At 60.1% G+C, this 26,545-nt stretch carries 27 protein-coding genes and 1 riboswitch; of the genes, 12 read left to right on the top strand and 15 right to left on the bottom strand.

Annotated elements, in window-relative coordinates; translation table 11 throughout:
* Window positions 1-7: 7 nt before the first annotated feature.
* Window positions 8-928 carry a DMT family transporter gene (locus F4V43_RS11935; RefSeq protein ID WP_150458459.1) on the top strand — a complete coding sequence of 307 codons (921 nt, stop codon included), beginning with the start codon at window positions 8-10 and terminating at the stop codon, window positions 926-928.
* A gap of 53 nt (window positions 929-981) precedes the next feature.
* Here F4V43_RS11935 and F4V43_RS11930 read toward each other — a convergent pair whose 3' ends face one another.
* Complete coding sequence (locus F4V43_RS11930; RefSeq protein ID WP_150458458.1) at window positions 982-1,749, bottom strand: sugar phosphate isomerase/epimerase family protein; 768 nt, start codon at window positions 1,747-1,749, stop codon at window positions 982-984.
* A 167-nt stretch (window positions 1,750-1,916) separates the two neighbouring features.
* On the opposite strand from F4V43_RS11930, the gene F4V43_RS11925 reads away from it, so the two are divergent.
* On the top strand, window positions 1,917-2,711 hold the full coding sequence (locus tag F4V43_RS11925; protein ID WP_150458457.1) for a helix-turn-helix domain-containing protein: 795 nt from the start codon (window positions 1,917-1,919) through the stop codon (window positions 2,709-2,711).
* A 260-nt stretch (window positions 2,712-2,971) separates the two neighbouring features.
* On the opposite strand, the gene F4V43_RS11920 is transcribed toward F4V43_RS11925, so the two are convergent.
* Together F4V43_RS11920 and F4V43_RS11915 are read right to left on the bottom strand one after the other, a co-directional pair.
* Window positions 2,972-3,376 (bottom strand): hypothetical protein, encoded by a 405-nt coding sequence (locus F4V43_RS11920; RefSeq protein ID WP_150458456.1) that lies wholly within the window; start codon window positions 3,374-3,376, stop codon window positions 2,972-2,974.
* 87 nt (window positions 3,377-3,463) lie between these two features.
* Window positions 3,464-3,934, bottom strand: coding sequence for a Fur family transcriptional regulator (locus F4V43_RS11915; protein WP_150458612.1), 471 nt, complete (start codon window positions 3,932-3,934; stop codon window positions 3,464-3,466).
* 193 nt (window positions 3,935-4,127) lie between these two features.
* On the opposite strand from F4V43_RS11915, the gene F4V43_RS11910 reads away from it, so the two are divergent.
* From F4V43_RS11910 to thiE, 6 genes are all read left to right on the top strand, one after another.
* The gene (locus F4V43_RS11910; protein WP_150458455.1) at window positions 4,128-4,814 is read left to right on the top strand and encodes an S-layer homology domain-containing protein; all 687 of its coding nucleotides are present in this window, start codon (window positions 4,128-4,130) and stop codon (window positions 4,812-4,814) included.
* Window positions 4,815-4,889: 75 nt separating this feature from the next.
* A riboswitch (TPP riboswitch) is annotated at window positions 4,890-4,990 on the top strand.
* A gap of 103 nt (window positions 4,991-5,093) precedes the next feature.
* Window positions 5,094-5,930: an ABC transporter permease gene (locus F4V43_RS11905; protein WP_150458454.1), complete on the top strand. Its 837-nt coding sequence runs from the start codon at window positions 5,094-5,096 to the stop codon at window positions 5,928-5,930.
* A complete protein-coding gene (locus F4V43_RS11900; RefSeq protein ID WP_150458453.1) occupies window positions 5,927-7,039 on the top strand; it encodes an ABC transporter substrate-binding protein in 1,113 nt (370 codons plus the stop codon). Before F4V43_RS11905 ends, F4V43_RS11900 begins: the two co-directional genes overlap by 4 nt.
* 99 nt (window positions 7,040-7,138) lie before the next feature.
* Window positions 7,139-7,954 carry a hydroxyethylthiazole kinase gene (gene thiM / locus F4V43_RS11895; RefSeq protein ID WP_150458452.1) on the top strand — a complete coding sequence of 272 codons (816 nt, stop codon included), beginning with the start codon at window positions 7,139-7,141 and terminating at the stop codon, window positions 7,952-7,954.
* The gene (gene thiD, locus F4V43_RS11890; protein ID WP_223879872.1) at window positions 7,951-8,874 is read left to right on the top strand and encodes a bifunctional hydroxymethylpyrimidine kinase/phosphomethylpyrimidine kinase; all 924 of its coding nucleotides are present in this window, start codon (window positions 7,951-7,953) and stop codon (window positions 8,872-8,874) included. Before thiM ends, thiD begins: the two co-directional genes overlap by 4 nt.
* Window positions 8,867-9,610, top strand: a complete 744-nt coding sequence (thiE, locus tag F4V43_RS11885; RefSeq protein WP_150458451.1) for a thiamine phosphate synthase — start codon at window positions 8,867-8,869, stop codon at window positions 9,608-9,610. The genes thiD and thiE overlap by 8 nt, the downstream gene beginning before the upstream one ends.
* A gap of 158 nt (window positions 9,611-9,768) precedes the next feature.
* On the opposite strand, the gene F4V43_RS11880 is transcribed toward thiE, so the two are convergent.
* From F4V43_RS11880 to F4V43_RS11870, 3 genes are read right to left on the bottom strand one after another with little or no spacing between them, the layout of a single operon-like run.
* The gene (locus F4V43_RS11880; protein ID WP_150458450.1) at window positions 9,769-11,367 is read right to left on the bottom strand and encodes a response regulator; all 1,599 of its coding nucleotides are present in this window, start codon (window positions 11,365-11,367) and stop codon (window positions 9,769-9,771) included.
* A 17-nt stretch (window positions 11,368-11,384) separates the two neighbouring features.
* Window positions 11,385-12,731: an ABC transporter substrate-binding protein gene (locus F4V43_RS11875; RefSeq protein ID WP_150458449.1), complete on the bottom strand. Its 1,347-nt coding sequence runs from the start codon at window positions 12,729-12,731 to the stop codon at window positions 11,385-11,387.
* A 34-nt stretch (window positions 12,732-12,765) separates the two neighbouring features.
* A complete protein-coding gene (locus tag F4V43_RS11870) occupies window positions 12,766-14,496 on the bottom strand; it encodes a sensor histidine kinase (protein ID WP_150458448.1) in 1,731 nt (576 codons plus the stop codon).
* Window positions 14,497-14,773: 277 nt separating this feature from the next.
* Between F4V43_RS11870 and F4V43_RS11865 the strand changes: the two genes are divergently transcribed.
* Complete coding sequence (locus tag F4V43_RS11865) at window positions 14,774-14,983, top strand: hypothetical protein (RefSeq protein WP_150458447.1); 210 nt, start codon at window positions 14,774-14,776, stop codon at window positions 14,981-14,983.
* 67 nt (window positions 14,984-15,050) lie between these two features.
* Here the strand turns inward: F4V43_RS11865 and F4V43_RS19735 are convergent, their stop codons facing one another.
* Window positions 15,051-15,209, bottom strand: a complete 159-nt coding sequence (locus F4V43_RS19735; protein WP_191089574.1) for a hypothetical protein — start codon at window positions 15,207-15,209, stop codon at window positions 15,051-15,053.
* A gap of 184 nt (window positions 15,210-15,393) precedes the next feature.
* Between F4V43_RS19735 and F4V43_RS11860 the strand changes: the two genes are divergently transcribed.
* On the top strand, window positions 15,394-16,065 hold the full coding sequence (locus F4V43_RS11860; RefSeq protein WP_150458446.1) for a tetratricopeptide repeat protein: 672 nt from the start codon (window positions 15,394-15,396) through the stop codon (window positions 16,063-16,065).
* A gap of 189 nt (window positions 16,066-16,254) precedes the next feature.
* Here F4V43_RS11860 and F4V43_RS11855 read toward each other — a convergent pair whose 3' ends face one another.
* From F4V43_RS11855 to F4V43_RS11840, 4 genes are all read right to left on the bottom strand, one after another.
* Window positions 16,255-16,695: a GNAT family N-acetyltransferase gene (locus F4V43_RS11855; RefSeq protein WP_150458445.1), complete on the bottom strand. Its 441-nt coding sequence runs from the start codon at window positions 16,693-16,695 to the stop codon at window positions 16,255-16,257.
* Between the two features lie 95 nt (window positions 16,696-16,790).
* On the bottom strand, window positions 16,791-17,465 hold the full coding sequence (gene rpiA / locus F4V43_RS11850) for a ribose-5-phosphate isomerase RpiA (protein WP_150458444.1): 675 nt from the start codon (window positions 17,463-17,465) through the stop codon (window positions 16,791-16,793).
* 1 nt (window position 17,466) lies between these two features.
* Window positions 17,467-18,051 carry an O-acetyl-ADP-ribose deacetylase gene (locus tag F4V43_RS11845; RefSeq protein WP_223879871.1) on the bottom strand — a complete coding sequence of 195 codons (585 nt, stop codon included), beginning with the start codon at window positions 18,049-18,051 and terminating at the stop codon, window positions 17,467-17,469.
* 82 nt (window positions 18,052-18,133) lie between these two features.
* Window positions 18,134-18,874 carry a metallophosphoesterase family protein gene (locus tag F4V43_RS11840; protein WP_150458443.1) on the bottom strand — a complete coding sequence of 247 codons (741 nt, stop codon included), beginning with the start codon at window positions 18,872-18,874 and terminating at the stop codon, window positions 18,134-18,136.
* 242 nt (window positions 18,875-19,116) lie between these two features.
* On the opposite strand from F4V43_RS11840, the gene fsa reads away from it, so the two are divergent.
* Window positions 19,117-19,776 (top strand): fructose-6-phosphate aldolase, encoded by a 660-nt coding sequence (gene fsa, locus F4V43_RS11835; protein ID WP_150458442.1) that lies wholly within the window; start codon window positions 19,117-19,119, stop codon window positions 19,774-19,776.
* A 239-nt stretch (window positions 19,777-20,015) separates the two neighbouring features.
* On the opposite strand, the gene F4V43_RS11830 is transcribed toward fsa, so the two are convergent.
* The 3 genes from F4V43_RS11830 to F4V43_RS11820 all read right to left on the bottom strand — a co-directional run bounded on the left by F4V43_RS11830 (window position 20,016) and on the right by F4V43_RS11820 (window position 24,878).
* Complete coding sequence (locus F4V43_RS11830) at window positions 20,016-21,308, bottom strand: MFS transporter (RefSeq protein WP_150458441.1); 1,293 nt, start codon at window positions 21,306-21,308, stop codon at window positions 20,016-20,018.
* 61 nt (window positions 21,309-21,369) lie between these two features.
* Window positions 21,370-23,724 (bottom strand): RNA polymerase recycling motor HelD, encoded by a 2,355-nt coding sequence (gene helD / locus F4V43_RS11825; RefSeq protein WP_150458440.1) that lies wholly within the window; start codon window positions 23,722-23,724, stop codon window positions 21,370-21,372.
* Between the two features lie 134 nt (window positions 23,725-23,858).
* Window positions 23,859-24,878: an FUSC family protein gene (locus tag F4V43_RS11820; protein WP_150458439.1), complete on the bottom strand. Its 1,020-nt coding sequence runs from the start codon at window positions 24,876-24,878 to the stop codon at window positions 23,859-23,861.
* A gap of 257 nt (window positions 24,879-25,135) precedes the next feature.
* Here F4V43_RS11820 and F4V43_RS11815 point away from each other — a divergent pair, with 257 nt between their 5' ends.
* Complete coding sequence (locus F4V43_RS11815; protein ID WP_263406100.1) at window positions 25,136-25,330, top strand: RNA chaperone Hfq; 195 nt, start codon at window positions 25,136-25,138, stop codon at window positions 25,328-25,330.
* Window positions 25,331-25,388: 58 nt separating this feature from the next.
* Here the strand turns inward: F4V43_RS11815 and F4V43_RS11810 are convergent, their stop codons facing one another.
* Window positions 25,389-26,492, bottom strand: coding sequence for a lactonase family protein (locus tag F4V43_RS11810; RefSeq protein WP_150458437.1), 1,104 nt, complete (start codon window positions 26,490-26,492; stop codon window positions 25,389-25,391).
* Window positions 26,493-26,545 lie beyond the last annotated feature (53 nt).

Below are 26,545 nucleotides of genomic sequence, written 5' to 3'. Positions count from 1 at the left end.
CTTCACTATGAATAGAAACAATGGCAGGCCGGTTCTGGCGCTCGCCTTCATTCTGGCCGGCACCTCGCCCGTCGCAGGCCGGCTGCTTGCCGGCGAGCTCGAACCCTTCACTCTTGCCGCCGCCGGCCTCGGGCTGCTTCTGGCCGCAGCGCTGCCTCTGCGGGCACGGGCCTTCCTGCACACGGCCCGCCGTCTTCGCGCCGCCGACTGGCGCATGCTTGTCATGCAGGCGCTGCTCGGCATCGTTCTCTTCCGGGCGCTGCTGTTCCTGGGCCTGCAATCTACCGGCGCCGCCGAGGCAGGGATTCTTACCGGCGCCGCCCCGGCGATAACCGCGCTGCTGGCCTGGCTCTTCCTGCGCGAGCAGCTCACCGCCCGGCGAATCGTCGGCATCGCTGCGGCGGCGGCCGGCATTGCGCTGCTGCAGGGAGCGGGCTTGCAGCCCGGCGGAATCTCTCTTCAGCATCTCGCGGGAAATGCCTTCGTACTGGCCGCGGCTGCGAGCGAGGCTACCTTCAACATCCTCGCCCGCAAATACGGCGCGGGTTCCCTGGAGGGACTTCGTCCGGGCATACAGGCACTGCTCGTCGCCGCGATGGCCTTCCTTCTCTGCCTCCTGCCCGCTTCCCTGGAGCACCCGGTCCGCTCCTTGCAGGTTCTGGGAGCGGAGGAATGGGCGGCTCTCGCCTGGTACGGGTGGATCGTGACCTGGCTCTCCTTCACGCTCTTCTATGCAGGCGTCCGCCGCTGCGACGCCTACACGGTAGCGGCCTTCTCCGGCCTTCTGCCGCTGACGTCGATGATTCTGTCCGCCCTGCTGCTCGGGGAGCGGGTCAATGTCTATCAATGGACCGGCGGAGCCGTGGTGATGGCCGGCATAGGGATGCTCGGTGCTCTCCCCGGAACGCGGCAGAGCCGGCCCCGGTGATCCCGGAGCCGGCTCTGCTTCCTTCCTGCCGCAACTTCTTCCGCGTGCTGCCGTCAGCCCCGGATTTGGCCTTCATTCCCGGCGTAACCCTTCAGCCAGGCCATGCTGTCGCGAACGCTCTCCAGCGGCGAACGGCTGCAGAAGTCTTGTTCTACAACGGCCCACTCCACACCGTGCGTCTCGGCGGCCGACAGAATGGACGGCAGATCCACTTCGCCTTCACCGAGAACGACGGTCTCTGCGGTTCCGTCCGGATTCTTCTTCATATCCTTCAGGTGGATGAGCGGCAGCCGGCCGGCGTAAGCCGCCATGTAGGCCACCGGATCGTATCCCGCATGATGCACCCAGCAGGTATCCATTTCGACCTGAAGCACATCGGCCGGCACTCCGGCATAGATGGCATCGAAGGCCGTCTGTTCTTCGTACCGTTCCAGCAGCTCGAAATCGTGATTATGATAGAGCAGCTGAGAGCCCTGCGCCTTGACCCGTTCGCCGATGATCTTCAGATTCGCGATGACGGCCGCCCAATCGCGCTCTTCCTCCGACAGAAAGGGGATGATCAGGCGGCGGTTGCCGATGGCCTTATTATAGGCGATTTCGGCTTCCGTGTCGTTCAGCAGCGCCTGATAGGGACGATGGGCGCCTACGGCCACAAGCCCCGTCTCGTCCAGCAGCGCCTTGACTTCCCCGGCGCTCCGTCCAAAATAGTTGAAGAATTCCACCCCGGCATAACCCATAGCCGCCACCTGGCGGAGGGTCCCTTCAAAATCCTCTTCAAGCTGCTCCCGCAGCGTATACAGCTGCAATCCAATCTTCAGCACCCGCGCTACACTCCTTCACCTGAACAATATACATGCCGAATGACGGAGCAACTGATCCGTCTTCCTTCCCATAGTAATATGAAAGCGGTTATAATAGAATGAAGAATCTGATTTCAACCTGAACAATCTGCTCTTATACCCTTCACTCAAGGAGGCGCTACCGGATCATGCCGGCTTGTACCGTTCTGTCGGCGGGCTTCTCGCTGCACCGCAAGAAATTCCAGTATTCCGTTCCTGAAGGATTGCCCTATTATCTCTTCCGGCTTCAGACCGAAGGGACCAGTTCTACCCTGATCGGAGGCTCCTCTGCTCCCATGTATGCAGGGGATCTGCTCGTCATCTGTCCGGGAGAGCCTTATCAGCTGATTATCGAGCATTCGCAGCGCAAGCCGGGGCTTACAGCCAGCGGGGACTTCTTCATTTTCGCGGAAGGACCGTGGCTCGATGCGTGGCGGGACAGGGCGAGCCGCCCTTCTCTTCAGTCTGTTCCGGCCGACGGAGCCATTGCCGGACTGTTCCGCACCCTCGTGCAGGAGCAGCGGCGGCAGTCCGCCTATTCAGCCGACATCTCGGCTTCCTATCTGCAGATTCTGTGCATGGAGATTGACCGGATTTCGGAGGAAGCGCCGCCGGCCCATTCTTCGGAAGCCGCAGCAAGGGGAATGAAGCAGTATATCGAAGAGCATGCTGCTGGCATCGTGCGCCTGGAGGAAGTGGCCGCCCATACCGGTCTGTCGGTCTCGCGCGCCGTCCGGCTCTTCAAGGAGGCTTACGGTCTAACCATTATTCAGTATGCGAATGAGGTACGGCTGGAAATGGCGAAGGAGCGGATGATGTACAGCCCGATGCCGCTGGAGCAGGTGGCGGAGACCTGCGGATTCGCAAATTATACCTACTTCTTCCGGCTCTTCCGCCGCCGATACGGCGTATCGCCGGCCCGTTACCGGGAATCTGTCCGTTAGACGCAAAAGAAAATCCGGGCAGCAAAAAGGAGCGTCATCATAAGTGATCCGCTCCTTCCGCATGGCCTTGTTCAGTTGTGCCTGCTTATCCGGCTTCACCCGGACATGCTGGGAAATATCGGCATAATCCCCGTTCGTTCTCCGGTTCATCACCGGACTCCATCCGCCCTGCCGCTGCGCTTGCAGCAGCGCCTTGCGGCTCTTCGTTCTTGCCATTTCTTCTCTCACTCTCCTATGGGTCCCGCTTCAGCTTACACCTGTCAGTGTACCGGAGCGTCTCCGTCCCCGTCAAGGCTGCGAACCTTGATGGCTGCAAGCGTCAGCAATCTGACTTCAGGCCGTCCGGCCAATCGCCGTTCGGTATAGACATAATCCACCGTCTCCCCTTCTTCCAGTGAGGCTGCCGCGGCCTTCAATTCATCGCTGAACTGAAAAGAGGTCGCTTCGCCGTAGACGTCGATCTCGACGGTGTGGCCGTCGGCGAGCCCGTTATAAATGCCGGACCCGTGCTTCAGCGGTAGCGGCGCTTGCAGCTTCGCGGCGGCAACCTTGCCGGCCGGAGCGGTGCCCGGGGAAGCGGCGCTGGCTCCGGATACAATCGGTACCGTCAGCAGGAGAGCAGCAGTAAGTACAGCAATATAAGAGGATTTCGTTCGGTTCTTCATCGCGCATCACTCCCTCGTGGTTGTACTCCTTTTATAACCGAATTGCCCGGTCATTAATCCGTACACCCGAAGCGCGCAGCTAAGAACTCAGCCCACTTGCCGCCCGGTTCGGGCGGATCGGCAGTCATGCCGCTCGCAGGTCTTGAAGCGTCCCTTGAAGTCCAGCCGGTGATCGGTCACCAGAAAGCCGTACTCCCGTTCCAGACGCGCTTCCAGCTCTGCCAGCCAGTCTTCCTTGATCTCCGTCAGCTCTCCGCAATCCTCGCAGATCAGGTGGTGGTGCATATGTCCCTGCCCTCCCCCGCGCAGATCGTAGCGGGCAGGGCCGTCCCCGAAATTCATTTTCTCGACAATATGCAGTTCGGACAAAAGATCCAGCGTCCGGTAAATCGTGGCCATGCCCAGATTGGGATGGTAGGGCTTCATCTTCAGATAGATATCCTCCACCGTAAGATGCTCCGTCTCATTCTCCAGCAGAACCCGAACAATGGCTTCGCGCTGGGAAGTCAGCTTATATTGTCTGGCGGCGAACTGGGCCGCAATATCACTCATGGTCATCAAGGATCGCACCATCCTCTCCGGGCCGCTTAAGCCGCCGATTCTTAATTATAATAATTATCATATAGTAATAATATCAAATATTTGGGCTCTTGAAAAGGAGGAGGCGTTCCCGCCTGCAACCTTTATTCCTCCTGAATCGTTTATACGGACATCAGATTCCTCAACCGTCTGAATGAAAGGGGTTAATAGGATGAAAAAGAAAGCAGGCTCGATAACCTTCGCTTCGCTTGCGCTCACCGCTCTCCTGAGCCTTTCCGTGGCCGGGTCCCTGTACGCGGCTGCCGCCCCGTTCGGAGATCTGGGAACGACCGAAGGCAGCGACAAAATCCAATCGCTGCATTCGAAAGGCATCATTCAGGGCATGAACGCCCAAAGCTTCGCGCCAAAGGCTCCGCTCACCGCCGCACAAGGCATACAACTGATCGCCGGGGGCTTCCAGTTCAGTCTCGACGCCATCCGGTTCATCCAGGAGCCGAAGGCCGCGCAGGTCTTCACGAAAGTACTGGACGGCCAATGGTATACGGAGGCATTCCTCGGCGTCTATCATAACGGCGTCCCCGTGCCCGAAGACATCGATCCCGCGTCCAGGCTGACGCGGGAGCTGTTCACCTTCCTGCTCGTCCGGGGAATGGAACAGGCGGGGTCTCTGCCTCTTATCAACGTGAAGCCTTCCGGCATTGCCGATGAGAGCAGCCTGGCGCCCGAGTATCAGGGCGCCGTAGTCCGTTCGCTGAAATACGGCATTACGCGGCTCGATAGCAGCGGCCGGTTCGACCCGAAGCGGGAGATCAGCCGCGGCGAAGCGGCGGTTATGCTCTATGATGCCCTGGATTATCTCCGCCAGCATCCCGCTCCCGCCGCAGCCGACAACTCCTGAATTTTTCTATCTTGCCTCTTCGGCTTCCGGCGTGATATAGTCGAGAGGCATTTTATCCCAAAATCAAATAGACCCGTTCTTCACTAGGGGAGTCCGCGTGGACTGAGACGGCGAGAGCCGGACCCTTGGAACCTGATCTGGATCATACCAGCGTAGGGAAGTGATACGAGGATTCGATGAAATTGAAAGCGCGCGTTTCTTCGCCGTTCTCTTCATGAACCCGTCCACTTCCCTGTGAAGCGGACGGGTTTTTTGTTGGGTCTGAAAGGAGGAAATTCGATGAATCCGGAACCGGAGCCCAGAACCCCGCCTCCCGGACAACGCGAGAGGCCGCCGCTAAGCAAGACGTTCATCCCCCCGCTTCTGGCGGTTGCGGCGGGACTTGCCGTCTGGGAAGCCGGAGTTCGGGCGGCGGGAACCCCGGCCTACATCCTGCCGCCTCCGACCGCCGTTCTTCGCGCCCTGGCCCTGGAAGCCGGGCCGCTGTTCAAGGTCCATCTGCCCGCTACGCTCGGCGAAGCGGCGGTTGGCCTTCTCCTGGCTCTGGTCGCCGGAACGGCGCTTGGACTCGGAATGGCGCTTAGTTCCGCGCTGGAGAAGGCGCTGTATCCGCTGCTCGTCTTCAGCCAGACGATTCCGCTTGTCGCTCTGTCGCCTCTGTTCATTCTCTGGTTCGGTTATTCGCTGTGGAGCAAAGCCTTTGTGGTGCTGCTGACGGCGTTCTATCCGATCATGGCAGGGCTGCATGACGGAATCCGCCGGGCAGGAAGCGAATATCGCGGGCTGATGCTGGCGATGGGGGCGAGGCGGCGCCAGGTTCTGATCAAGGCGGAGATTCCGGCCGCCCTTCCTGCTTTCTTCGGCGGTCTTCGGCTGGCCGCCGTCTACAGCGTAATCGGAGCTACAATCGGGGAATGGCTGGGCGGAAGCCGGGGACTCGGCTTCTACTGCCGGCGTATGGCTTCCGGCCTCCGAAGCGCCGATATGTTCGCCGCCGTCGTGCTGCTTGCCGCTCTGGGCCTCTCGCTGCTGCTGACTGTCCGGCTGGCGGAAGCTGTCATCTGCCGGAGAAGCAGCCTTGGGCGGATAGAAGATTACAAGGAGATGAGAGGATGAATTCAAGATTGAGGAGTTCGGGAGGCGGCCCGCTGCTCCTAGCCGTGGTGCTTGGCCTCCTGCTGACCGCCGCAGGCTGTGGCCGGATGACGGGTGCAGCGGTTCAAGGCGCAGCGGTTCAGGGCGATCCGGCAAGCGCCCGGAATGCGGCGGATGCCGCCCGGCCGGGATCGGCGGGCGAGAGCAGGTCCCGGCCCGACCAGCTGACCGTCATGCTGGACTGGTATCCGAACGCGGTGCATTCGTTTCTTTATGCGGCGGAGGAGAACGGTTATTTTGCCGACAGGAATCTGAAGGTCAAACTGCGGATGCCCGCTGAAACCAACGATGCCTTGAGACTGGCCGCCGCCGGCCAAGTCGATCTCGCTCTGACCTATCAGCCGCAGGTTCTGATGGCGCGGGGGGCGTCCGTTCCCGTCAAAGCGGTATCCGCCGTTGTCCGCCATCCGCTGAACCGGCTGCTGATCCGGGCAGATGAAGAAGGAATCACACGGCCCCGAGAGCTTCCTGGCCGGACGATCGGGTATTCCTCGATTCCGCTCTATGACGCCATGCTCCGTACCATGGTCGAAGCGGACGGCGGCGACTCTTCCGGGCTGAACCTCGTCGATGTCGGCTATGACCTGATTCCCGCTCTCGCCACCGGACGGACCGATGCCGTAATCGGCGGATTTGTCAACCACGAAGAGCTGCTGCTGGACAAGCAGCATTGTTCCGTTCTCTCGCTGAATCCGGCGGATTTCGGCGTACCCGATTATGCCGAGCTGGTCTTCGCCGCCAGCGAGCAGACCCTGGCCGAACGCGGCGAAGTGATCCGGCGGTTTCTCGCCGCCGCTGCGGAAGGACAGGCCTATGTCAACAGCCATCCGCAGGAAGCGCTGGCGATTCTGCTGAAGCACGAGGAGACCGCCGCTCCGCTTGATCCGGAGATTGAGCGGGCCAGCCTTGCCCTGCTGCTGCCGCTGATGGATTTCGGAGACGAGCCCTACGGCTACCTCGGCCCGGAATCCTGGGAGCAGATCGGAAATTGGCTTAAAGGCCGGAAGCTGCTGCCCGGAAATATCGACCCGAAGGAGGCCGGTTCCGACAATCGCCTGATCGCTCCGTGAGCCTGCCCTTCTCTGTACCCTCTCGCTTCTCGCTCTGCGGCAGAATTACGCTCTTGCAACGCAAACAGGTTCTCAACTTATTCACAAGGAGGATTTCCCATGTCTTACCTGGATCAAGTTCGACAAGTCAATCCGCTTGTCCACAACATCACGAATATTGTTGTCGCCAATTTCAGCGCGAACGGCCTGCTCGCTATCGGCGCTTCCCCTTTCATGGCTGCCGGCCTGCCCGAAGTCGAGGAAGCCGCCGCGATGGCGGGGGCCGTCGTACTCAATATGGGCACGCTGGACGAGCTCTCGCTGGAAGCCATGCTGCGCGCCGGCCAGTCCGCGAACCGGAGCGGCGTTCCGGTCGTGCTTGATCCTGTAGGTGCGGGCGCCACGGCCTACCGGACCGAATCGGCTTCCCTGCTGGCCCGCAGTCTTAAGCTTGCGGCCATCCGCGGCAATGCGGCAGAGATTGCGAATCTCGCCGGAGAAGCCTGGGCCAGCAAGGGAGTGGATGCCGGAGAGAGTGCGGGAGACATCGTTCCGGCCGCTGAACGCGCTGCCCGCCTCTACGGCTGTGTCGTTATTGCGACCGGGCGGGAGGATGTTGTAACGGACGGCAAGCGAACGCTCCTTGTCCGGAGCGGTCATCCGCTGCTCACCCGCGTAACCGGCACGGGCTGTCTGCTGAGCGCCGTCATCGGCGCCTTCGCGGCTGTTGCCGGAGGCGGCGTCCTGGAGGCGGCCGCAGAGGCTGCGGCCTTCTACGGCTCCGCCGCTTCCCTCGCCGCCGAGGCGGCGGCCGATCTGGGGCCGGGCAGCTTCCAGATTGAATTTCTGAACCGGCTGTCCACCCTGCAATCCGGCAGCATCGGGGAGCTGGCGCTCATCCGCGAGCGCGAGCAGGTGAACCGGGTGACGCCATGAACTGGGCTGGTCACCATGAATGCCGGGAGATGCAGAGCGGCCTGCCTCTAGGCGGTGCCCTCGGCTCCGGCGGATCAATAGCCGATGCCTGCTCGGTCCCGGTCGCTCTCACCATAGCCGGATCGGACAGCGGCGGCGGAGCCGGCATCCAGGCCGACCTCAAGACGTTCCAGGAGCTCGGTGTCTACGGAACGTCCGCGCTGACCGCCATTACCGCCCAGAATACGCTCGGCGTTCAGGGCGTGCTTCCGGTAGCGGCGGAACAGGTCGGCATGCAGATGGATTCGGTCGCTGCCGACCTCCCTCCGGACGCCGTCAAGACCGGAATGCTGTTCAGCGGAGAGGTTATCGAGACGGTCGCCGAACGGGCTGTCCGGTACGGATGGAAGAAGCTCGTCGTTGATCCGGTCATCACGGCCAAGGGCGGCGCACGCCTGCTGCGCGAAGAGGCTCTGGAAGCGCTGAGGCGGCAGCTTCTGCCGCTTGCGCTGGCCGTGACGCCGAATGTCCCGGAGGCCGAGCTGCTCGCCGGCTTCCCGATTCGCAGCTTCGCCGACCGGGAGCGGGCCGCGGCCGCCATTCACTCCCTCGGGAGCCGGTTCGTCATTCTGAAAGGCGGACACGCCGAGGAAGACCGAGACCGGGCGGTCGATCTCGTCTATGACGGCAGCGGGTTCCTCCGGCTGGAGAGCCCTCGGATTGCCACCCGGCATACGCATGGCACCGGCTGCACCTTCTCGGCCGCCCTCGCCGCCGAACTGGCGCGAGGCGCTTCGGTCCCGGAGGCCGCAGCGGCCGCCAAGGCGTTCGTGCAGGCGGCGATCGAAGACGGGCTCGGCCTTGGGAGCGGACACGGGCCGACCAATCATTTTGCCTACAAGCGCCGAATGGCCCGAAGGGAGAGCGGAGAGCATGTCTGAGTTCTCCGAACGCTTCTTCACCAGTCCGGACAGCCTGGAGGCGGCAGAACTCCGGGCCTCCGGGGAACTCGCCCGCCGCTGGAGCAGGGGTAAGATCGCTCCGCTTCTTCGCGTCTACTTCATTATGGGCAGCGCCGATACCCGGGGCCGTCCGCCCGCAGACGTCCTTCGGGAAGCGATCGCCGGCGGCGTCACCCTGTTCCAGTTCCGGGAAAAAGGAGCGGGCGCCCTCACCGGGCCGCCCCTTCTCCGGCTCGCCCGCGAGCTGCGGGCGATCTGCCGGGCGAGCGGCGTGCCGTTCCTGGTCGACGACGACGTCGAACTCGCGCTCGCTGTCGGTGCCGACGGCGTCCACGTCGGCCAAGAGGATGCTCCTGCCGCCGGGCTGCGGCAGCGGCTCGGTCCCGCCGCGATCCTCGGCGTGTCTGCGCACACGCCGGAAGAGGCCCGCCGGGCTGCCGCCGACGGGGCCGATTATATCGGCGTCGGGCCGATCTACCCCACCGGATCGAAGCCCGACGCGAAGCCCGCCTGCGGCCCCGGGCTTCTGTCCGCGCTGCGGCGGTATGAGCCGGACCTCCCGATGGCCGCCATCGGCGGACTGACGGCGGGCAATGCCGCCCCCGCGCTTGCAGCCGGAGCGGACGGACTGGCCGTCATCTCCGCCATCGCTGCGGCGGAGAATCCCCGGCGGGCCGCGGCCGAGTTAGCCCGCCTGTACGGCGGTGGCCGCTGATGGAGGCCCTGCGGAGCGGTCATGGCGGCTAGGCTGAAGCGGCTTAATTTCGTCCTTAAGGAATGAACAAAAAGAACAAAGTCCCGCTCATCAGGGCTTTGTTCTTTTATTTTGGGGTTCGTTCAGTTCATTCAGCTCGTTCAGGCCGTTCAGTTCATTCAGGAAGTTCCGGCCTCGCGGTATTCCGTCGGCGTCTTTCCAGTAGCCTTCTTGAACACCTGGGCAAAATAGCGCGGGTCCTGATAGCCGACAAGCGGAGCAATCCGGTATACCTTTACTTCGCTGCTCGTAAGGAGATATTTGGCTTTCTCGATCCGGCAGTGGGTCAGATACTCCAAGAACGTATAACCGGTCGTATTCTTGAACAGCGTGCAGAAATGGCTGACGGACAAGCCCGCTACCTCTGCGGCTTCTTCCACGCCGATCTCCTTGCTGTAGCTCGATTCGATGAACCGCCGCACCTTGTCGGCGATGCTGCGGGGATCGTCCTTCGGCACAGTATGGACGGCCGACGCAATCGCCGCCGTCAGCTCCGCCGCCGCTTCGGCCATCATTTCATCCAGCGTCCCCAGCCTGCGAAGTCTGTCCAGCAGCACATCCGGAGACCCCGGGGAAGAGCCGGTCCATTCTTCCAGCCCCCGGTAGAGCACCACCAGCAGCTCCGTCAAATGGCGTTCCGCCTGTTCGCGGGTTGCCGAAGCGGCCGACAGCGCCTCCCGGAACCGGTTCAGCCCGTTCCGGAGCCGTGCGGCGTCCAGCTGGCGGACACTCTCCGCAAGCTCCCGCTCCGCATCCATCGGGTAAGCGGCCGATCCCGCTGCTCCGCGCTCTTCCACCGGAGCATAGACGCGTCCGGGACCGTCGTAGAACCGGCGGACCAGCGCCTTGGATGCTTCGGCGTAAGCGGTGGACAGCTGTCCGAGCCCGGCATGCTCCCGGCTGATGCCCGCCGAGCAGCTCAGCTTGGCATACCGGCGGATGGTCTCGATCAGGTCCGCCGCCACCTCTTCGCGGGTACCCGGATTGGCTCCGGGGAACAGCAGCACCCATTCTCCTCCGTGGTAGGGGAACAGGGCCAAGCCCCGCCAGCCCGTTGACCATTCCTCCAGAATGTTGCGGATGGCGAACAGCCACAGACGTTTTTCTTCGTCCGTCCATGCGCTGCCCAAGCCGGCATAGCCGTCCAGTTGAACGGCGATCAGGAAATAGCTGTCCTCCAGTTCGCCGCGCTCCAGCCATTTCAATTGCTGCAGCGGTCCGTCACGGCCTTCGATCAGTCCGGCGAACAGCCGCTCCCGCGCCAGCTCCGAGAGCGCCCGGGCGGAGTGCAGCAGCTGATCGTTCTCGCGCCGGGTATCCAGCTTCTCCACCGCTCTCTCCAGCATGACTTCGAGCTCGTCGTGATCGATCGGCTTCAGCAGATAATCGAACGCCCCCATCCGCAGCGCTTCGCGGGCATATTCAAATTCGCCGTATCCGCTGATAAAGATAAACAGCAGGCGGTCGTTCGCGCTCAGTACATCGCGCATCAGCGACAGCCCGTCGATTCCGGGCATCCGGATGTCGCTGATGACAATATCGGGCGCCGTCTCTTCAATCAGCTTCAGTGCAGCCTCGCCATTCCTGGCCTCGCCGACAATTCCGATTCGCAGCTCCTCCCACGGAATGGCGGCCCTCAGGCTCCGCAGAATGATGGGCTCATCGTCTACGAGCAGCGCTTTATACCGTTCCGTTCCGCGTTCCACGGGCGTTCTCATCACTGTTCCCTCCTCCATTATGGCATTCCCGAGCTTCGTATCAGCTGCCAGTACCGCACCGAAGCCTGCTCGGTCTCCTCCAGCGCCTGTCTTGCATTCTCCGTCCCGTCCAGCATCCCCCCCAGGCCGTTCAGGAAGGCTTTCTTCACCTCGGGCGACAGCATATTGTCATACGGCACAAAGCTGTCCGGGCTATCGGCCAGCATACGCGCCACCTGCGCGAAGACCGGTCCGGTCTGATCGGGATCGAACGCTACCTCCATAGAGGGGATGCGCCGTCCTTCGTAGACGATCCGGTTCTGGACTTCCTCTGTGTAGAAAGCCTTCATGAAATCCAGCGCCGCCTCAAGCTTGGCGCCCGACAAGTTCGAGGACAATCCTATCCCGATCGTATAGCCGCCGGCTACGGATCGCTCTCCGCCCTCATGCAGAGCCGGAAAAGGCAGAACTCCGACCTGCTCCCCGAAGTTCTCCGCCGCACCCGTTCCGCCGAACAGATTGATGTCCCAATTCCCGTTCAGGTACATGGCCGCCTGCCCGCTCGTGAACTGGCGGACGGCTCCTTCCGTAGAGAGCGCATTCGCATCCGGGCTGAAGGCGCCTTCCCGAATCCACCGCTCCAGATGCGCATAAGCCGACTGATAGGCATCATTGCGGAAGGAAGCCCCCTGCACGCCTGCGGCAATCCCCCGAATCGGTTCGGGTCCTGCGTAACGGTCGAGCAGATAATGGGCAAAAATGCCGGCAGGCCATCTGTCCTCGTTGCCGAGGGCGAACGGAATATATCCGGCCGCCTTGAGGCGCACAATCGCCTCGTCGAGCTGCGCCAGCGTCTGCGGCGGCGCAATGCCGAGCAGCTTGAACAGCGCCTGATTATAGTAGAGCGGCTCGGCATTGCCTTCAATCGGCAGCCCGTAGACATGCCCGCCGAACGTCCAGAGCTGCAGGTCCTTGAACTGGTGCTCCAGGCCGTTCTCCCGCAGAAAGCCGGTAAGATCCGCAAGCCGGTTCGAGCGGACATAAGGTTCGATCTCGGCCCCCCCGAAGAGCACGAACATATCGGGAGGCGTGCCCGTGACCATCTCTCCCTTGAGCCGCTGCTCCCGGTGTGTGGTCTGGTCGATGCCTTCGACACTGATCTTGATATTGGGGTGGCTCATTTGAAATGATTCGACGGTCTGCTCAAAGATTTCAAGCAGAGACCGGTCATGTTCCTTCACCCAGAAATGACGGAAACTCAGCGTGATTTTGTCCGGCGGATTGGGCTCGGCAGGCGCCGACTCCCCCCGGACAATCACCAGGACCGCTCCGGTCATCAGCACCGCATAGGCCGCGAGCCATCCCCACTTTGACAACCATTTCATACCCTAGCCTCCTTCCTTGTTCATATTCGGCCGCTTAGGGAAGAACGCAGGGAATTCGCAGCCGAATCACCGAACCGCAGCCCGGCGACGAGCAGATCATAATGCCGTAGACCGGGCCAAAACGCAGGTTCAGCCGGTCATGGACATTTCTCAGGCCTACGCCGCGGTCATTGTACTTCTTCTGCCCGCTCTTGTCTTTCTCCCAGACCTCGGACAGTGCGGAGAGATCGAATCCCGGGCCGTTGTCGGCGATCAGGATAAGCAGATCCCCGCCCGGGGCCTGCCGAATGGAGATGTCGATCGTGCCGGGCGATTCCATCGGCTCAATGGCATGATACAGCGCGTTCTCGACGATCGGCTGCACGATCAGCTTCTGGGTCATATACGTCTTCAGTTCCGGTTCTACCGCGATGGAGTAGGAGAACTTGTCCTCGAACCGGAATTTCTGAATATCCAGGTAATGCCGGACATGCTCCATCTCCATGCCGAGCGGGATGAGTTCCTGGTTCTGGCTGATGCTGATGCGCAGCAGCTTGCCGAGCGAAACGACCATCCGGCTGATATCCCGATTGCCGTGCAGAACCGCCATTGAATTGATGGATTCCAGAGAGTTATAGATGAAATGCGGATTAATCTGGGCCATCAGCGCCTGCATCTCCGCTTCTTTCTTCCGAAGCTGCTCGGCTTCCACCTGCTGCAGCAGGCTCTGAATTTGGTCGCTCATCCGGTTGAAGCCGTCGATCAGATGATCGCTCTCGTCGTTCGCGGGCTCCGGTCTCGCTATCGGCAGAAAGATTCCCTGCTTCACCCGCTTCATGCCCGCCACTGCGCCGCTGATGCTCGCGATCAGCTTCCTCACGAAATAGTGGTCGAACAGAAAGGCCGACAGCAGCGAGATCAGGCTGAGCGCAATGGCGATATTGCGGATCGGCGCCGTCTCCGCCGTAATCAGGTTCATCGGAGTGATGGCGGTCAGGTACCAGTCGGCATTCTCGGACGGCAGATAAGTAATCAGGGATCGTTCGTTCTGGTAACGGTCGATATAATGATCCTTCTCCCGCTTATATCCACTCTGCAGGAACGGAAAAGCGGTCTGCTCCCCCAAATGTTCACCCGACTTGCTGAAGACGATATTGCCCTGGCGGTTCACAAGCAGAATATCGCCTTTCTTGAGGGTCGCAGCCTCCCACATGATCTGATCCAGCAGCTCAGGCTTGACATAGACGACCAGATAACCGATATCCTCCAGCGAGTAGTAATCCTTGACGACCCGCGCCTGAATCAGAACAGATTGCCCGGATGCCGCCGAACCGTTCTCCCCGGGTCCCGACCAGACCGGGCGGCCCTCCGCCCGAATCATGGCCTCATACCAGGGCTGCTTCTTCAGATCGGCAAAGGACAACGAAGCATTGTTGTATTGATAGATCGTCCGGTCCTTGCCGAACAGGCTGAACGAGCTGACCATGGCATGATTGATCAGCAGATTGTTGATATCCTGCTTCCGGTCGTAGGTGAGTACATAACCCGGCTGCTTCAGCGCCTGCTGAATGGGTGTCTGCAGGATCGCGGAATTCGTTACATACGAAATCTCGCCCAGAGCGAACCCCAGCTTGCGGTCCGTTTCCTGCAGCGAGATCCAGTAGAAATTGCTCGATTTGCTCTCCATGGCGTTCGAGAAGCTGATATACGTCACCGTTCCCATAAGAATGACGGGAATGAAGACCAGCAGAATAATGGCGAACAGAATTTTGCGGCGAAGCTTCATTCCCCGTCTCCCTTCCGGTATTGTAAGCGTTCTATTCTATCCCGGTTAATCTATTCGCCGCAAGAAAGCCGGATTCCTGCGGCGGGCATCCGGTCCTGCGGCTGCCCCTTGGAAGGCGAGCCTTCACGCGCAGCAGCCGGGTTCGGCGGAGCCAGTCCTCCTTCTCCAGTCTAGAGCAAAACCGGAAGTCCGCCGACGAGGCAAACTTCCGATTTGGGGTGGAAATATTTCCGGTGTATACTGGTACTATTCTTATCAGAAAAGGAGCAACCGTTCCATGCCCATTAACCGTCCGCTGCTGAACGACAGCGACTTCCAGGAAGCGATGGACCGCCGGCTGCCCGTCCGGGTCTTCGAGAACGACCATCTCGTTCTCTCCGGAGGTACCGTCGTCCGTTTTACCGACTCCGACATTATCATTCAGAACCGCGTCAGCGACCTGACTTATTATTCGCGGCGAAGCTGCGAGTTCTTCGAAGTGAAATAACCCAAACAAAGAGGCCGTCTTTTGAGACGGCCCCTTTGTTTGGCGATATAAGGCCCGAACCTGCCCCTTAACGGGCAAGCGAGGCGTTCGCGTTCATTTTTTCATTCAGGATGGCTTGAAAACTCTGCGATTTCTCGTCTGCGTTCTCACGCTTGGGAGCGAGAGGGGGTACGGGTCTAAAGTATTGCTGATTGAATGCCATCAGGTTATGTACAGTCATGCTCACTTCAACCTTCCTCCTTCGATTGGCTGCGCGTCAAACGCAATGTTTTCTCATACTTACCCCAAGGTTTCCAGTCCTAAACAATTTTGAGTGAAAAAATTTATAAAATTTTAGATTTAATTTTCCCGGTCGGCCTTTTTCCTTTTTTGTGGTATTATGGGCGCATATTGATTCTGGAGGGGTCGGATTGGGTAAGTTCATTGGTTTTGTGCTTCTATGGAATCTGGTTGGCAACCCGGTTCTGGCGCTGCTGATTCTCATCGCCATTCTTTATATTCTGGACCGCCGCTATGTCGGCATCTTCCCCAGCATTGTGCGTCCTTTTAAGCGGGGAAGACAAATCTCCCGGCTGCGCAGCACGCTCTCGATGAATCCGAATGACGTTTCTTCCCGGTACGAGCTGGCCCGGCTGCTTGCCGAGCGCAAGAAGTATGCCGAGGCCCGGGAGCTGCTCGCCGGCATTGAAGACCGTTATGAGCAGTCCGCCGATTACTGGGTCGATCTCGGTATGGTCGATCTGAAGCTGGGCCGGCTGGAAGAGGGAGAACGCCGGGTCCTTCAAGGTCTTGAGCTGAACCCGAAATCCCGTTACGGCGAGCCTTATCTTCGCCTTGCCGAAGCCTTCCGCCATACGGACCGCGATAAATCGATGCGCTATCTTCATGAATTTCAAGCCGTTCATTCCTCTTCCAGCCAGTCCTACTACCTGCTGGGCTCGATGTACCGGACACTCGGCAATTCCGGAGAAGCCAAGCGGTCGTTCAGGGAGTCGGTAGCTGTCTACCGGTCGCTGCCCCGCTACAAGAAACGTCAGGAGCGGGGCTGGGCGCTCCGCAGCTGGTTCGCCGGTCTGCGCTGAGTCCGGCGGTAATCCCAAAAAAGTCCTGTCCGGCATGCCGGACAGGACTTTTTGCAGGCGAAACGCTACATCTTGAGGGCTGAATCTTCACCGCCGGCGCTCTTGTCGCCGCGAAAGCGCCGCACGGCATTAACTTGGACGGTTCCGCGCGATCTCTCCATCGGCTCTTCCGGCATCCTGGCTCCCTTGTTAATCCTCGTCCTGAGCTTCTTCCACTTCATAGACACAGCGGAACTGCTCCACACCCGCAGGATTGACTCCCAGCGAATAGACCATAAATCCAAGGCGGCGGTAGAAGTCGGCAGCCAGCTCGTCGCCCGTCTCCGCCAGAACAAACCTGGGGTTGCGCTCCAGCATCAGCTCCAGCAGCATACCCCGGGCGTAGCCCCGGCCCCGGTTCTCGGGCAGAACGGCGATGTGCCGGATCACGAGCGATCCGTCCTCCGTCTCCTCGTAGCCGACCAGACCGACCACGACTCCGTCTTCCTCCCAGCCCGCCAGCCGCAAGTCATCGCTTCCCGCATAATCGAGCCCGGCCTGCCGCAGCAGCTCGGGCTCGCCCGCCACCGCATACCCGAGCAGTTCCGGGATAACCGGCTCTTCGAGTCTCGGTATCAAATCAACCAACATTGTAAAAAGCCTCCTTCTTCTCTCTTTCCAGAAGAAACAGTATACCATTCCCGGCAGCGAATGTCCCGGTCCGCAGCCTTAAGGGGGCCCGCCATTCAGACGGCGGGCTCCTTCACTTCGATCCGGCCGTCGCTGTGGCCGATAATCGCCAGACTGGCAATGCCGATGAAGAGCCCGTGCTCGACCACGCCCGGAATGCGCTGAAGCGCGTCCGCCAGCTGCTGGGCAGAAGCGATCTCGCCGAACCGGCAGTCGGCGATATAATTGCCGTTGTCGGTCCGGTAGAGCTGGTCGCCGCTCTTGCGGAGCTCCGGCGTGCAGCCCAGAGCCCGGATGGCGTCCAGCGTCCATTCCCAGGCGAACGGCACGATCTCGACCGGCAGCGGGAACCGGCCCAGCTTAGGCACCGCTTTGCTCTCATCCGCGACCACAATCATACGGTCGCTGTTCATCGCGACGATCTTCTCGCGCAGCAGCGCGCCCCCGCCGCCCTTGATCAGCTCCAGACGGTCGTTCAGCTCGTCCGCTCCGTCGATCGTCAGGTCCAGCCGTCCGATCTCGCCGAAGCCAAGCAGCGGGATGCCCAGTCCGCGTGCCTGCTCCTCGGAAGCTACCGATGTTGCGACCGCCGTGATCCGCAGCCCTTCCGCCACGCGTTCGCCGAGCTTGGCGATCGCCCAGTAAGCGGTTGAACCTGTACCCAGTCCAACCTTCATCCCGTCCTGCACGTACTGAACGGCTTGTTCCGCCGCCATCTGCTTCGTGTTCATCTCATTTCCCCCTGTTACCCTTATGGTCTCCTGATTGCTTGAAATGCTCCATCTGCTCTTCGTAGAGAGCCAGATTATCCGCCTCAAAGCAGATAAAGACGATTTCCTCCGGGCGCGTCTCCTCCGCCGCCGCTGCCAGATAATCGGCGACCGTGCGAAGCGCAATGCCGCAGGCTTCGTCCTTCGGAAAGCCGTAAATGCCTGTCGATATGTTGGGAAAAGCAACCGATCGGGCTCCGAGTTCCGCCGCCAGCTTCAGGCTGCTGCGGTAGCAGCGAGCCAGAATGTCCCGCTCGCCTGCGCTGCCGCCCTTCCAGATCGGTCCCACCGTATGTATCAGATGGCGCACGCCAAGACGGCCGGGTCCGGTCCGGACCGCTTCGCCCGGCAGACAGCCGCCCTGCCTGCGCCGGATTTCGGCGCACTCTTCAGCAATGGCCGGCCCCCCTGCGCGGTGAATGGCGCCGTCCACGCCGCCTCCGCCGAACAATCCCGAATTGGCGGCATTGACAATGGCGTCGCCTCCCCAAGCCGTAATGTCGCCCCGGATCGCTTCAATGCCCGTTCCCTTAATCTCCACTCTCACTTCGACTCCCGCCTTCCCAGGACAATCGGTTCTTGACGTTCTATACTATACCAGAACGATACCGGGCACAAAAGGCCGAACTTCAGCCTCCGGGCCGCATCGTCGTCAGCTGGCGCAGGTAGATGTCCCGTCCCGGCATATCCGAGGACCGGGCAATCCGGGCGGCCTCCGCAATGTCATAAGGAAGCCGGACGAATTGCAGCGAAGCCGGGGCCTCCTGATCCGAATCCCACTCGCCTTCCAGAATGCAGTAGCAGGCGAGCGGCATATCCCGCGGGGTACCGACGCTTCCGGCATTGAACAGCAGCCGGCGCTGCAGCGTCTGCATAAAAGCGTGATGCACGTCGCCATAGCCGACCAGGTCCGGGCGCCCCGTGCAGCCGGCCAGGGCAAGCGCCCGGGACTCGGCGAACTGCCTCAGCCGGTCCTTCTCCGGCGCCCACGGCTGGACGCGGGTATAGACGCTGTCCGGCGAAGCATGGAACAGCCGGAGTTTCTTCCCGCCTACGCGGTAGTCCAGCGCGAACGGGAGCCCGGCGATCCACGCCAGACGCTCCCGGCCCAGCGCCTCCGCCTGCCAGCGCGCCGCCTCGTCGGCTTCCTGCTGCTCCGGGTCGGCTACAATCGCCTCCCAGTTGCCGGCGACAACAGCCCCGCAATGTTCGCGAACCAGATCCAGCGCTTCCGCCGGCTGCGGTCCCTTCCCGACCATATCCCCCAGACAGAGAACCCGGCCGATGCCGCGGCTGCCGATATCCTTCAGAACCGTCCGCAGCGCCGGCACATTGCCGTGTATATCCGAAATAATCGCGACCCGCTGCATCCGGATCACCGCCTTCCGATGAGTTGGAGACGGGCTTGTGCTTCCTTCTCCGTTACAACGTAATACCCGGGGACAGGCCGGGCCAATCGCATTCCGCCGTCCGGCAGGCTATTGGCGGCCGATTCTATAAAAGTTATTTTGAAATACTCAAAATAACAGTTGAATCTCTGCAACCCTTGACCCATAATGAAGCTGTCAGCAGGATTTACCAATACATGCCACAAAGGGAGGATACGTTCATCATGAAATTTTTCCTGGATACCGGCAATATTGAAGAAATCAAGCGCATTGTCAGACTCGGTCTGGTCGACGGCGTGACCACCAACCCGTCCCTGATCGCGAAGGAAGGCCGTCTCTTCAAGGACGTCATCAAAGAGATCGTAGAAATCGTTCCCGGACCCGTCAGCGCCGAAGTCATCGGACTGCAAGCGGCCCAGATGCTTGAAGAAGCTTATGAGATTGCCGAGTGGGCGCCGAATGTCGTCATCAAGCTGCCCATGACGGAAGACGGGCTGGAAGCCTGCTATGAACTGACGAAGAAAGGCATTAAGACGAATGTGACCCTGATCTTCTCCGTAACCCAGGGACTGATGGCGGCCAAGGCGGGAGCGACCTACATCAGCCCGTTCGTCGGACGGCTCGACGACATCGGCGTCGACGGCATGAAGCTGATCCGCGAACTGAAGACCATTCTTGCCAACTACGGTCTGGCTTCCGAGATTATCGCGGCCAGTATCCGCAGCATTGCGCACGTTGAACAGGCGGCTCTCGCCGGCGCCCATATTGCGACCATTCCGGGCTCCCTTCTTCCGTCGCTGTGGAAGCATCCGCTTACCGACATCGGCATCGCCCGCTTCCTGAAGGACTGGGAGAGCGTTCCGCAGGCGGCCAAGCAGAGCTGAAGAACCGGCAGCCCAAACGCGGGGAGAATTTCCCCGGCTTCAGCGGCCATTCTCTCCTGCATCTCTCCTGCATCTCTCCTGCTTCCCCCTGCGGGCCATCAAGCCGACAGCCGCGTTCCCCCTTAGAGGACCGCGGCTGTCGGCTTGTCTAACTAAACGGTATGATTTCTCCGGTCTACTTCCGGGTCCATACCCGTTCTCCATCCCGCCGGATATACATCTCCCGGTTCTCCGGGACCTCAGCGCATTGCCCGCGCCCTCCGGCCCGGAGCCGGATGACGCCGGTGGAACCTGCTGCCCTGGCTTCCGCCGCTCTTGCCTTTCCCTTTATCTTTGCTTGGCCGGATGGCCAGAAGAGCGAGAAGGCCGCCGATCAGGCCAACCGCTGCCATCGTTCCGAAGAGAGCCCAATGTCCGCCCTTCATCAGAAGCGACACTACGGGAGGACCGAGAGAGACGCCGATGAAGCGCATGCTGCTGTAGAGCGAGGTAATCGTGCCGCGCATTTCCTTGTCGATGCCTTCCGTAATGAGGGCGTCCATGCAGGGAAGCGCCGTTCCGATCCCGATGCCGGCTACGCTGAGCATGGCAAGCACATACCAGACCCCGCTGCTGATTCCTGCCAGAAGCATGGCCCCCGTCAGCAGAACCATTCCTCCGAAAGCCAGCCATTTCATCCGCGGCTTGTTCTCGCCGATCAATTTGCCGGCCCCGTAAGAAGACAGGCATAACAGCGCAAGCGGAATGGCCAGGACGAGCCCTTTCGTGGCGCCGTGCATCCCGTACCGCTTCTCCAGCGTCTCCGACAGGTAGAACAGAACGCCGAAGGTGGCGAACATGCAGATGCAGCCGATGGCAAAGATCGAGTACAGCCATCGCCCCTTCTCTTTCAGAATGGCGGCAATTCCCTTGACGAACTCACGGAACGAAGGAAGGTCCTCTCCGCTCTTTTTCTTCTTCGGATTGCGCACCAGAAACAGCACCAGAGCAAAAGAAAGCAGACACAGCACCGGGATAGCCAGAAAGGGCGCGAACCAGATCCAGATGCCCAGCAGCGCCCCGAGAATCGGACTCAGCACCTTGCCGAACGTATTCGAGGTTTCGATAATGCCGAGATTCTTGCTGACCTCTTCCTCTTCCTTGAACAAATCTCCGACAAACGGAATGACGATGGGAAAAGCCCCTGCCGCCCCGATCCCCTGCAGGAACCGGCCGCCCAGAATGACCGCATAGGAGGCGTTCCCCTCCAGCCACCAGGCTGCTCCCGCCGACACGGCGCCGCCGAGCGCGGCGATGATCAGACTCGGAAGGATGACGGCTTTGCGGCCGAACCGGTCGGACAAGTAGCCGGCAACCGGAATCAGGATAATGGCTACGATCCCGTACACCGTAATCATCATGCTGACCTGGAAGGAGCTGATGGACAGCTCTTTGGCAATTTGGGGCAGGACCGGCAGCAGCATGGAATTGCCCAGCGTCATGATCAGCGGTATGGAAGAAAGCGCAAGCAGCTCCCACTTGTGTTTTTTCATGGTCGGACCACCTTTGTCTGAGTTCGTCGCACCTCCTTTAGTTTGGTTGATTCCGGTCGCTTTATACTTGATCTCCCCGGGTTCCCGCCTTTTCCTTCGCCGGGGACGGCAGGAACGGGCTCGGTTGCCCGTCGCAGTACACATGCAGAACGTGCATGGCCCGGGTGCACGCCGTATAGAACAGCTTCCTTTCGCTCTCCCGCGAATAGGCTTCCGCCGATCCGTCCCAGATCAAGACGGCGTCGAACTCCACTCCTTTGGCCAGATAAGCGGGCAGAATGAGGGTTCCCTTCTGAAAATTCGGCGTCTCCTTCGTCACCAGGCGCACCGGAAGCCGGTCTTTCAGCGCCTCATGCACTTCCGCGCTTTCTTTCGCCGTCTTGCAGATTACCGCCACATAGGCATAGCCCCGTTCATGCAGGTCCCGGATGTCGGCTTCTACGGCGCTTAGCAGTTCCCCGCGTCCGTGAAGCTCTATCACCTGCGGCGCGTCGCCTCTGCGGTTGAACGGAATAATCCGTTCGCCTCCGGAAATCATGCGGCGCGTAAACTCCACAATCTCGTAAGTGGAACGGTAGCTTTTTGTAAGTGAAATCACTTCGGTATTCTCCGGGCCATAGATGCCGACCAGTCCGCCGAGATCGCCGAGGGTCTCGCCCTGCGCATAGATAGCCTGATTGAGATCCCCGAGCACGGTCATCTTCGCCCTGGGAAAGATCCGGCGGATGAATTCCAGCTGGAACGGCGAATAATCCTGGACTTCGTCTATAAAGACATGGCGGATCTGCGTGTTGGTCCGGAAGCCCTCGCTCAGTTCCTTCAAATACAGAAAGGGCGTGGCATCTTCGTAGGCGAGTTCTCCTTGTTCCAGCGCGGCCAGCGTTCGGCGGCAGACGGCTTCCCACCGCTCCGGCAGTGCCTCGCCGTTCAGGCGTTCCATCCTTTCCCGATCCCGGAACAGGGAGGCGTACAGGTCCTTGACATCCACGAACCGGCTGCGCTTGACCCAGCCCCGCAGCGGCTTGAGCCGCTGGCTGACAATATAACGGGAGAGAATATCCTTCTCCTCGTCAAAATCGCTGAAGGACTGGTCCTTGCCGTGCTGCTTGCGGCGAAGAGTCTGATAGGCGCGGTGGTACTCGCTCGAATCGAGCAGTTCAATCGCATTCTCCACCCATTCCGCCCCGCGTTCTTCATGGCCGAATTCCGCAATCCGCTTGAGCAGCCATCCGATCATCAGATCAATCCGGTTCGCCAGCCGGATCGAAGGATCAAAGCTGTAGAACCGCCGGACCATTTCTTCCCGGCTTACCACCGTCTTGCCCTGGAAGACAAGCGGTTTGAAGCGCATTCCCTCGCTCTCCAGCTGCGAGGCATAGGCCCGGATGGCCCGCAAAAATGGCACGGACGATTTATAGGCAATCTCCTGCCTGCGCGTGTCCGCCGCTTCTCCGTCCGGTTCATTCAGCAAGCTCTCCGTCTGGCTGAAGATATCCTCCAGCTGGAATTCGCGTCCCAGCCGATGCTCCAGATACATCTGGAAGGTCGTCTGCTGCATATTGTCTTCCCCAAGCTCGGGCAGAACCGTCGATACATAGCTGTTGAAGAGCGGGTTCGGCGAGAAGAGCAGCACCTGGTCGGCCTGCAGGCTGTCCCGGTATTTATAGAGCAGGTAGGCGACCCGCTGGAGAGCCGCCGAGGTTTTGCCGCTGCCGGCGGCACCTTGAACCACCAGCATCCGGCTGCTGTCATTGCGGATGATGGCATTCTGCTCCTTTTGAATCGTAGCGACGATTGATTTCATCCGGTCATCGGCCGTATGGCTCAACACTTGCTGGAGCAGCTCGTCGCCGATGGTCATCCCGGTATCGAACATAACGTGAATGACCCCGTCGCCAATCACGTACTGCCGCTTCAGACGCATGACGCCTTCAACGGTTCCGACCGGCGTTGTATAGACCGCAGGTCCGGGCGCGCTGTCGTAATAGAGACTGGAGATCGGAGCCCGCCAGTCATAGATCAGGAACGTGCCGTCATCCTCCATCAGCGATCCGATACCGAGATAAATCGGTTCGGCTTCTTCCCCCTCCCGCTCCGCAAAATCCACCCGCCCGAAATAAGGCGAAACGACAAGCTTGCGGTATTTCTTCAGGGCCTTGCTGGATTGAAGATGATGGCGTTCTCTTTCCGAGAGCACTTGAGCCTGCTGCCGGAGGCTGGTCGAGGTCTCGCCCAGATCATCCGGGCTGCTGAAATTGACCGTAACCTCTTCCCAGAAATCCTTGCGCAGCTCGACGACGTCGGTCCGGTGCAATCCCAGCTCTTCGGACAGGTGACGGATATGTCCCGCCAAAATCCCCGTAACGCGCCGAACGCGTTCCTGTTCGTTCTTCCATTCCTTCTCACTGATGGACATGGTTACATCCCCTTTGAGGTTGACACACCTTAACCAGGTGCAAAAATCTACTATTTAATCCATTATTATTTACCAATTATATGCCTGCCCATCCGGACTAGGCAAGGGACAGGAGCTGTTGGAAGGCCGCCGTCTCAGTCCCGCTCTTCCGCGCGGTTGATCTGATCCGCCACCTTATCAAGCCTCTCCAGCTGATAGCCATAATCGTAGATGGCGCCCGCCACAATGGACAGGCGCAGCTGTTCCGGTCCCGTATAGTTGAGGATCGCCCGCTCCAGAAAAGCGTCGTTGGCCGCTTCCAGCGGATCCGTCTCCGAGACGCCGGGCTTGATTTTGTTCTCGAACTTCAGCAAGATATGCTCGTGATACCGGATCAGTTGTTCCAGATGGCTGTCGAAGAGCATGTCGGTGGTTTCGCCCCGTTCGGACTGGAAATAATGTCGGTCGATGGCATCCAGCACCTCGTAGCCTCTCTGCAGCGAATTCAGCAGGTTCTTGTACACGACCATTTGCTTGGTCTGGCTGAGCTTCGGACGCTTCAGCTTCTTCTGCTCCTCCTCGAACAAGGCATATTTATCGGTGAGCGAACGGATCGATTTCTCCAGCCCGTTCTTCTGATCGCGGAACACGCTCTCCTTCATTTCGTGGGATATGGAAGTCCGCAGCAGCAGCGACAGACTGTTGAATACATTCTGAAGCTGGTTGATATACTGCTTGCGCGGCTTGGGCGGAAACACGGCAACGTTAATAACAAACGCCGACACAATCCCGGTCATCAGCATCAGGAACCGGTTCAGCGCGAACTGCCATTGACCGGACGCTTCCATGACCGAGATGACGGTTACGAGCGTCAGGCCGATGGTATCGGAACGGTTCATCTTCATGCTCAGCATAATGACAAGAATGCAGACCAGCCCGACAATGAGCGGTTCGTTCGACAGCAGCACGCCGGCGCCGAGCGCGATGATGGCGCCGACGGTACTGGACTGAACCTGCTCCAGAAAATGCCGCCAGGACCGGTAAATGGACGGCTGCATCGCGAAGATCGCCGCAATTCCGGCGCTGACCGGCGAAGGGAACTTTAATAAGGTAGACAGATATAAAGCTAAGGTGACCGCAAGACCGGTCTTGAGAACGCGTGCGCCGAAAGTCATATTCACTCCCCTCCCGTGTGCGCGCCAGGCTGCCGACTCTCCGGCCTGCCGCTACTTGACATTATTACCCCAAAGAGGCTGCGGGTTTAACGCGTCCCGGCAAATCGCCGGCCGCCCGGTCCCCTCTTTAATTTCCAGCCCGGCTGCGGCCGTGGTATAATGAAATCATATCCTGATGAATTCCTTTCAAGACGGAATCTTATACCCTTACAAAGATGGAGTGCTGCCGAGTGGAAAGTGGAAAGCTGCAGGAACGTATGTTAAGCCAGTTCGTGAGCACCAAAGTGCCCGTTACCGTCTTCACTACCAATGGCGTCAAAATTCAGGGCCGCATGATTTCTTACGATGCCTATACGATCACACTGCAAGGCCAGGCCGACGGCAAACAGAGCGTGCTCTTTAAATCGGCGGTGTCCACCATCGTTCCGCTGAGGCCTGTATCGCTTCGCTGATCGGGCCCCTCAACAAAAAACACCGGACTTTGTTGTCCGGTGTTTTTTGTGTCCGGGACTAGAGCTGAATCGGCACGACGCAGACCGGTCTGGATACCGCTGCGGTATGGCCGGTGAACACCGGAATGCCGCTGGATTTCTCTATCCGGAAGACGGCCAGAAGATTGGCGTCCCGATTCGCAGCAATCAAGAAGCCTCCGTCCGGAGTCAGGGCAAAGTGCCGGGGGTGCCCGCCATGGGTCGGCACATGACCGACCGCCGCAAGCTCTGTCAGCGTCTCTCCGCCGATTTCAAATACTGCGATGCTGTCATGTCCCCGGTTCGAGCCGTACAGATAACGGCCATCGGGCGATACGGCAATCTCCGCGCATATGTTGTCCCCGGTATAGAGAGCGGGAAGCGTGCTTACCGTTCTCGCTTCCTCCAGCCGTCCCTCCTGGGGATGATAACGGAATGAAGTAATGGTCGAATCCACTTCATTAATTACATAAGCCGCTTGTCCGCCGGGATGAAATGCCAAATGACGCGGTCCCGCTCCGGGATGAACGGCCGCTTCGGACCGAAGCATCAGCTTCCCCGCCGCCTCGTCGATCTCGTAGGTGCGGATCAGGTCGAGGCCAAGATCGGAGACCAGCATGAAGCGTCCGTCCGGACTGAAGATGGCGGAATGCGGATGCGGACGGTCCTGGCGTTCCGGGTGGGTTCCCCGTCCCGTATGTACAGCAGTATCCAGCAGCTGTCCGGCCACTCCGTTCTCATCGAGTGCCATAAGGCCGATCCGGGCTCCGTGATAGCTGGTTACCGCCAGATGAGGGCCTCTCGGGTCCCGGGAGATATGGCAGGTCGTGGTCTGTTCCCGGCCATGGGCAGGCATCGTTCCGGCGCGTCCAAGCTCGGTCAGTTCCCCTCCGTCCGCACTGTAGGCATACGTCGCTACCAGTCCTTCTTTGCCGCCCTCGCCGTTCGCCCGGTCCCCGATGGCGTAGAGCAGCCGGCGCTCGGGGTCCGCTGCGAGAAAGGTAGGGTTGGAGATGCCCCCGGCCGAAGCTGCAGGCTCCAGCGTGCCGCCGGCCGCGGCGCCGAAACGGAAGATGCGGACGCCCTCTTCTCCCTCCGGAGCGTACGAACCGATGAACAGCAGCAGTTGAGATGTGTCGTTCAAGACATATGCCTCCTTGTATGAAGTTTGCTTGTTTTACTTTACCGTTTTTCGTG

The sequence above is a fragment of the Paenibacillus spiritus genome (assembly GCF_008710135.1).
Classification (GTDB): domain Bacteria; phylum Bacillota; class Bacilli; order Paenibacillales; family Paenibacillaceae; genus Paenibacillus_AQ; species Paenibacillus_AQ glufosinatiresistens.
This window is presented reverse-complemented; position numbering and strand designations above follow the sequence as displayed.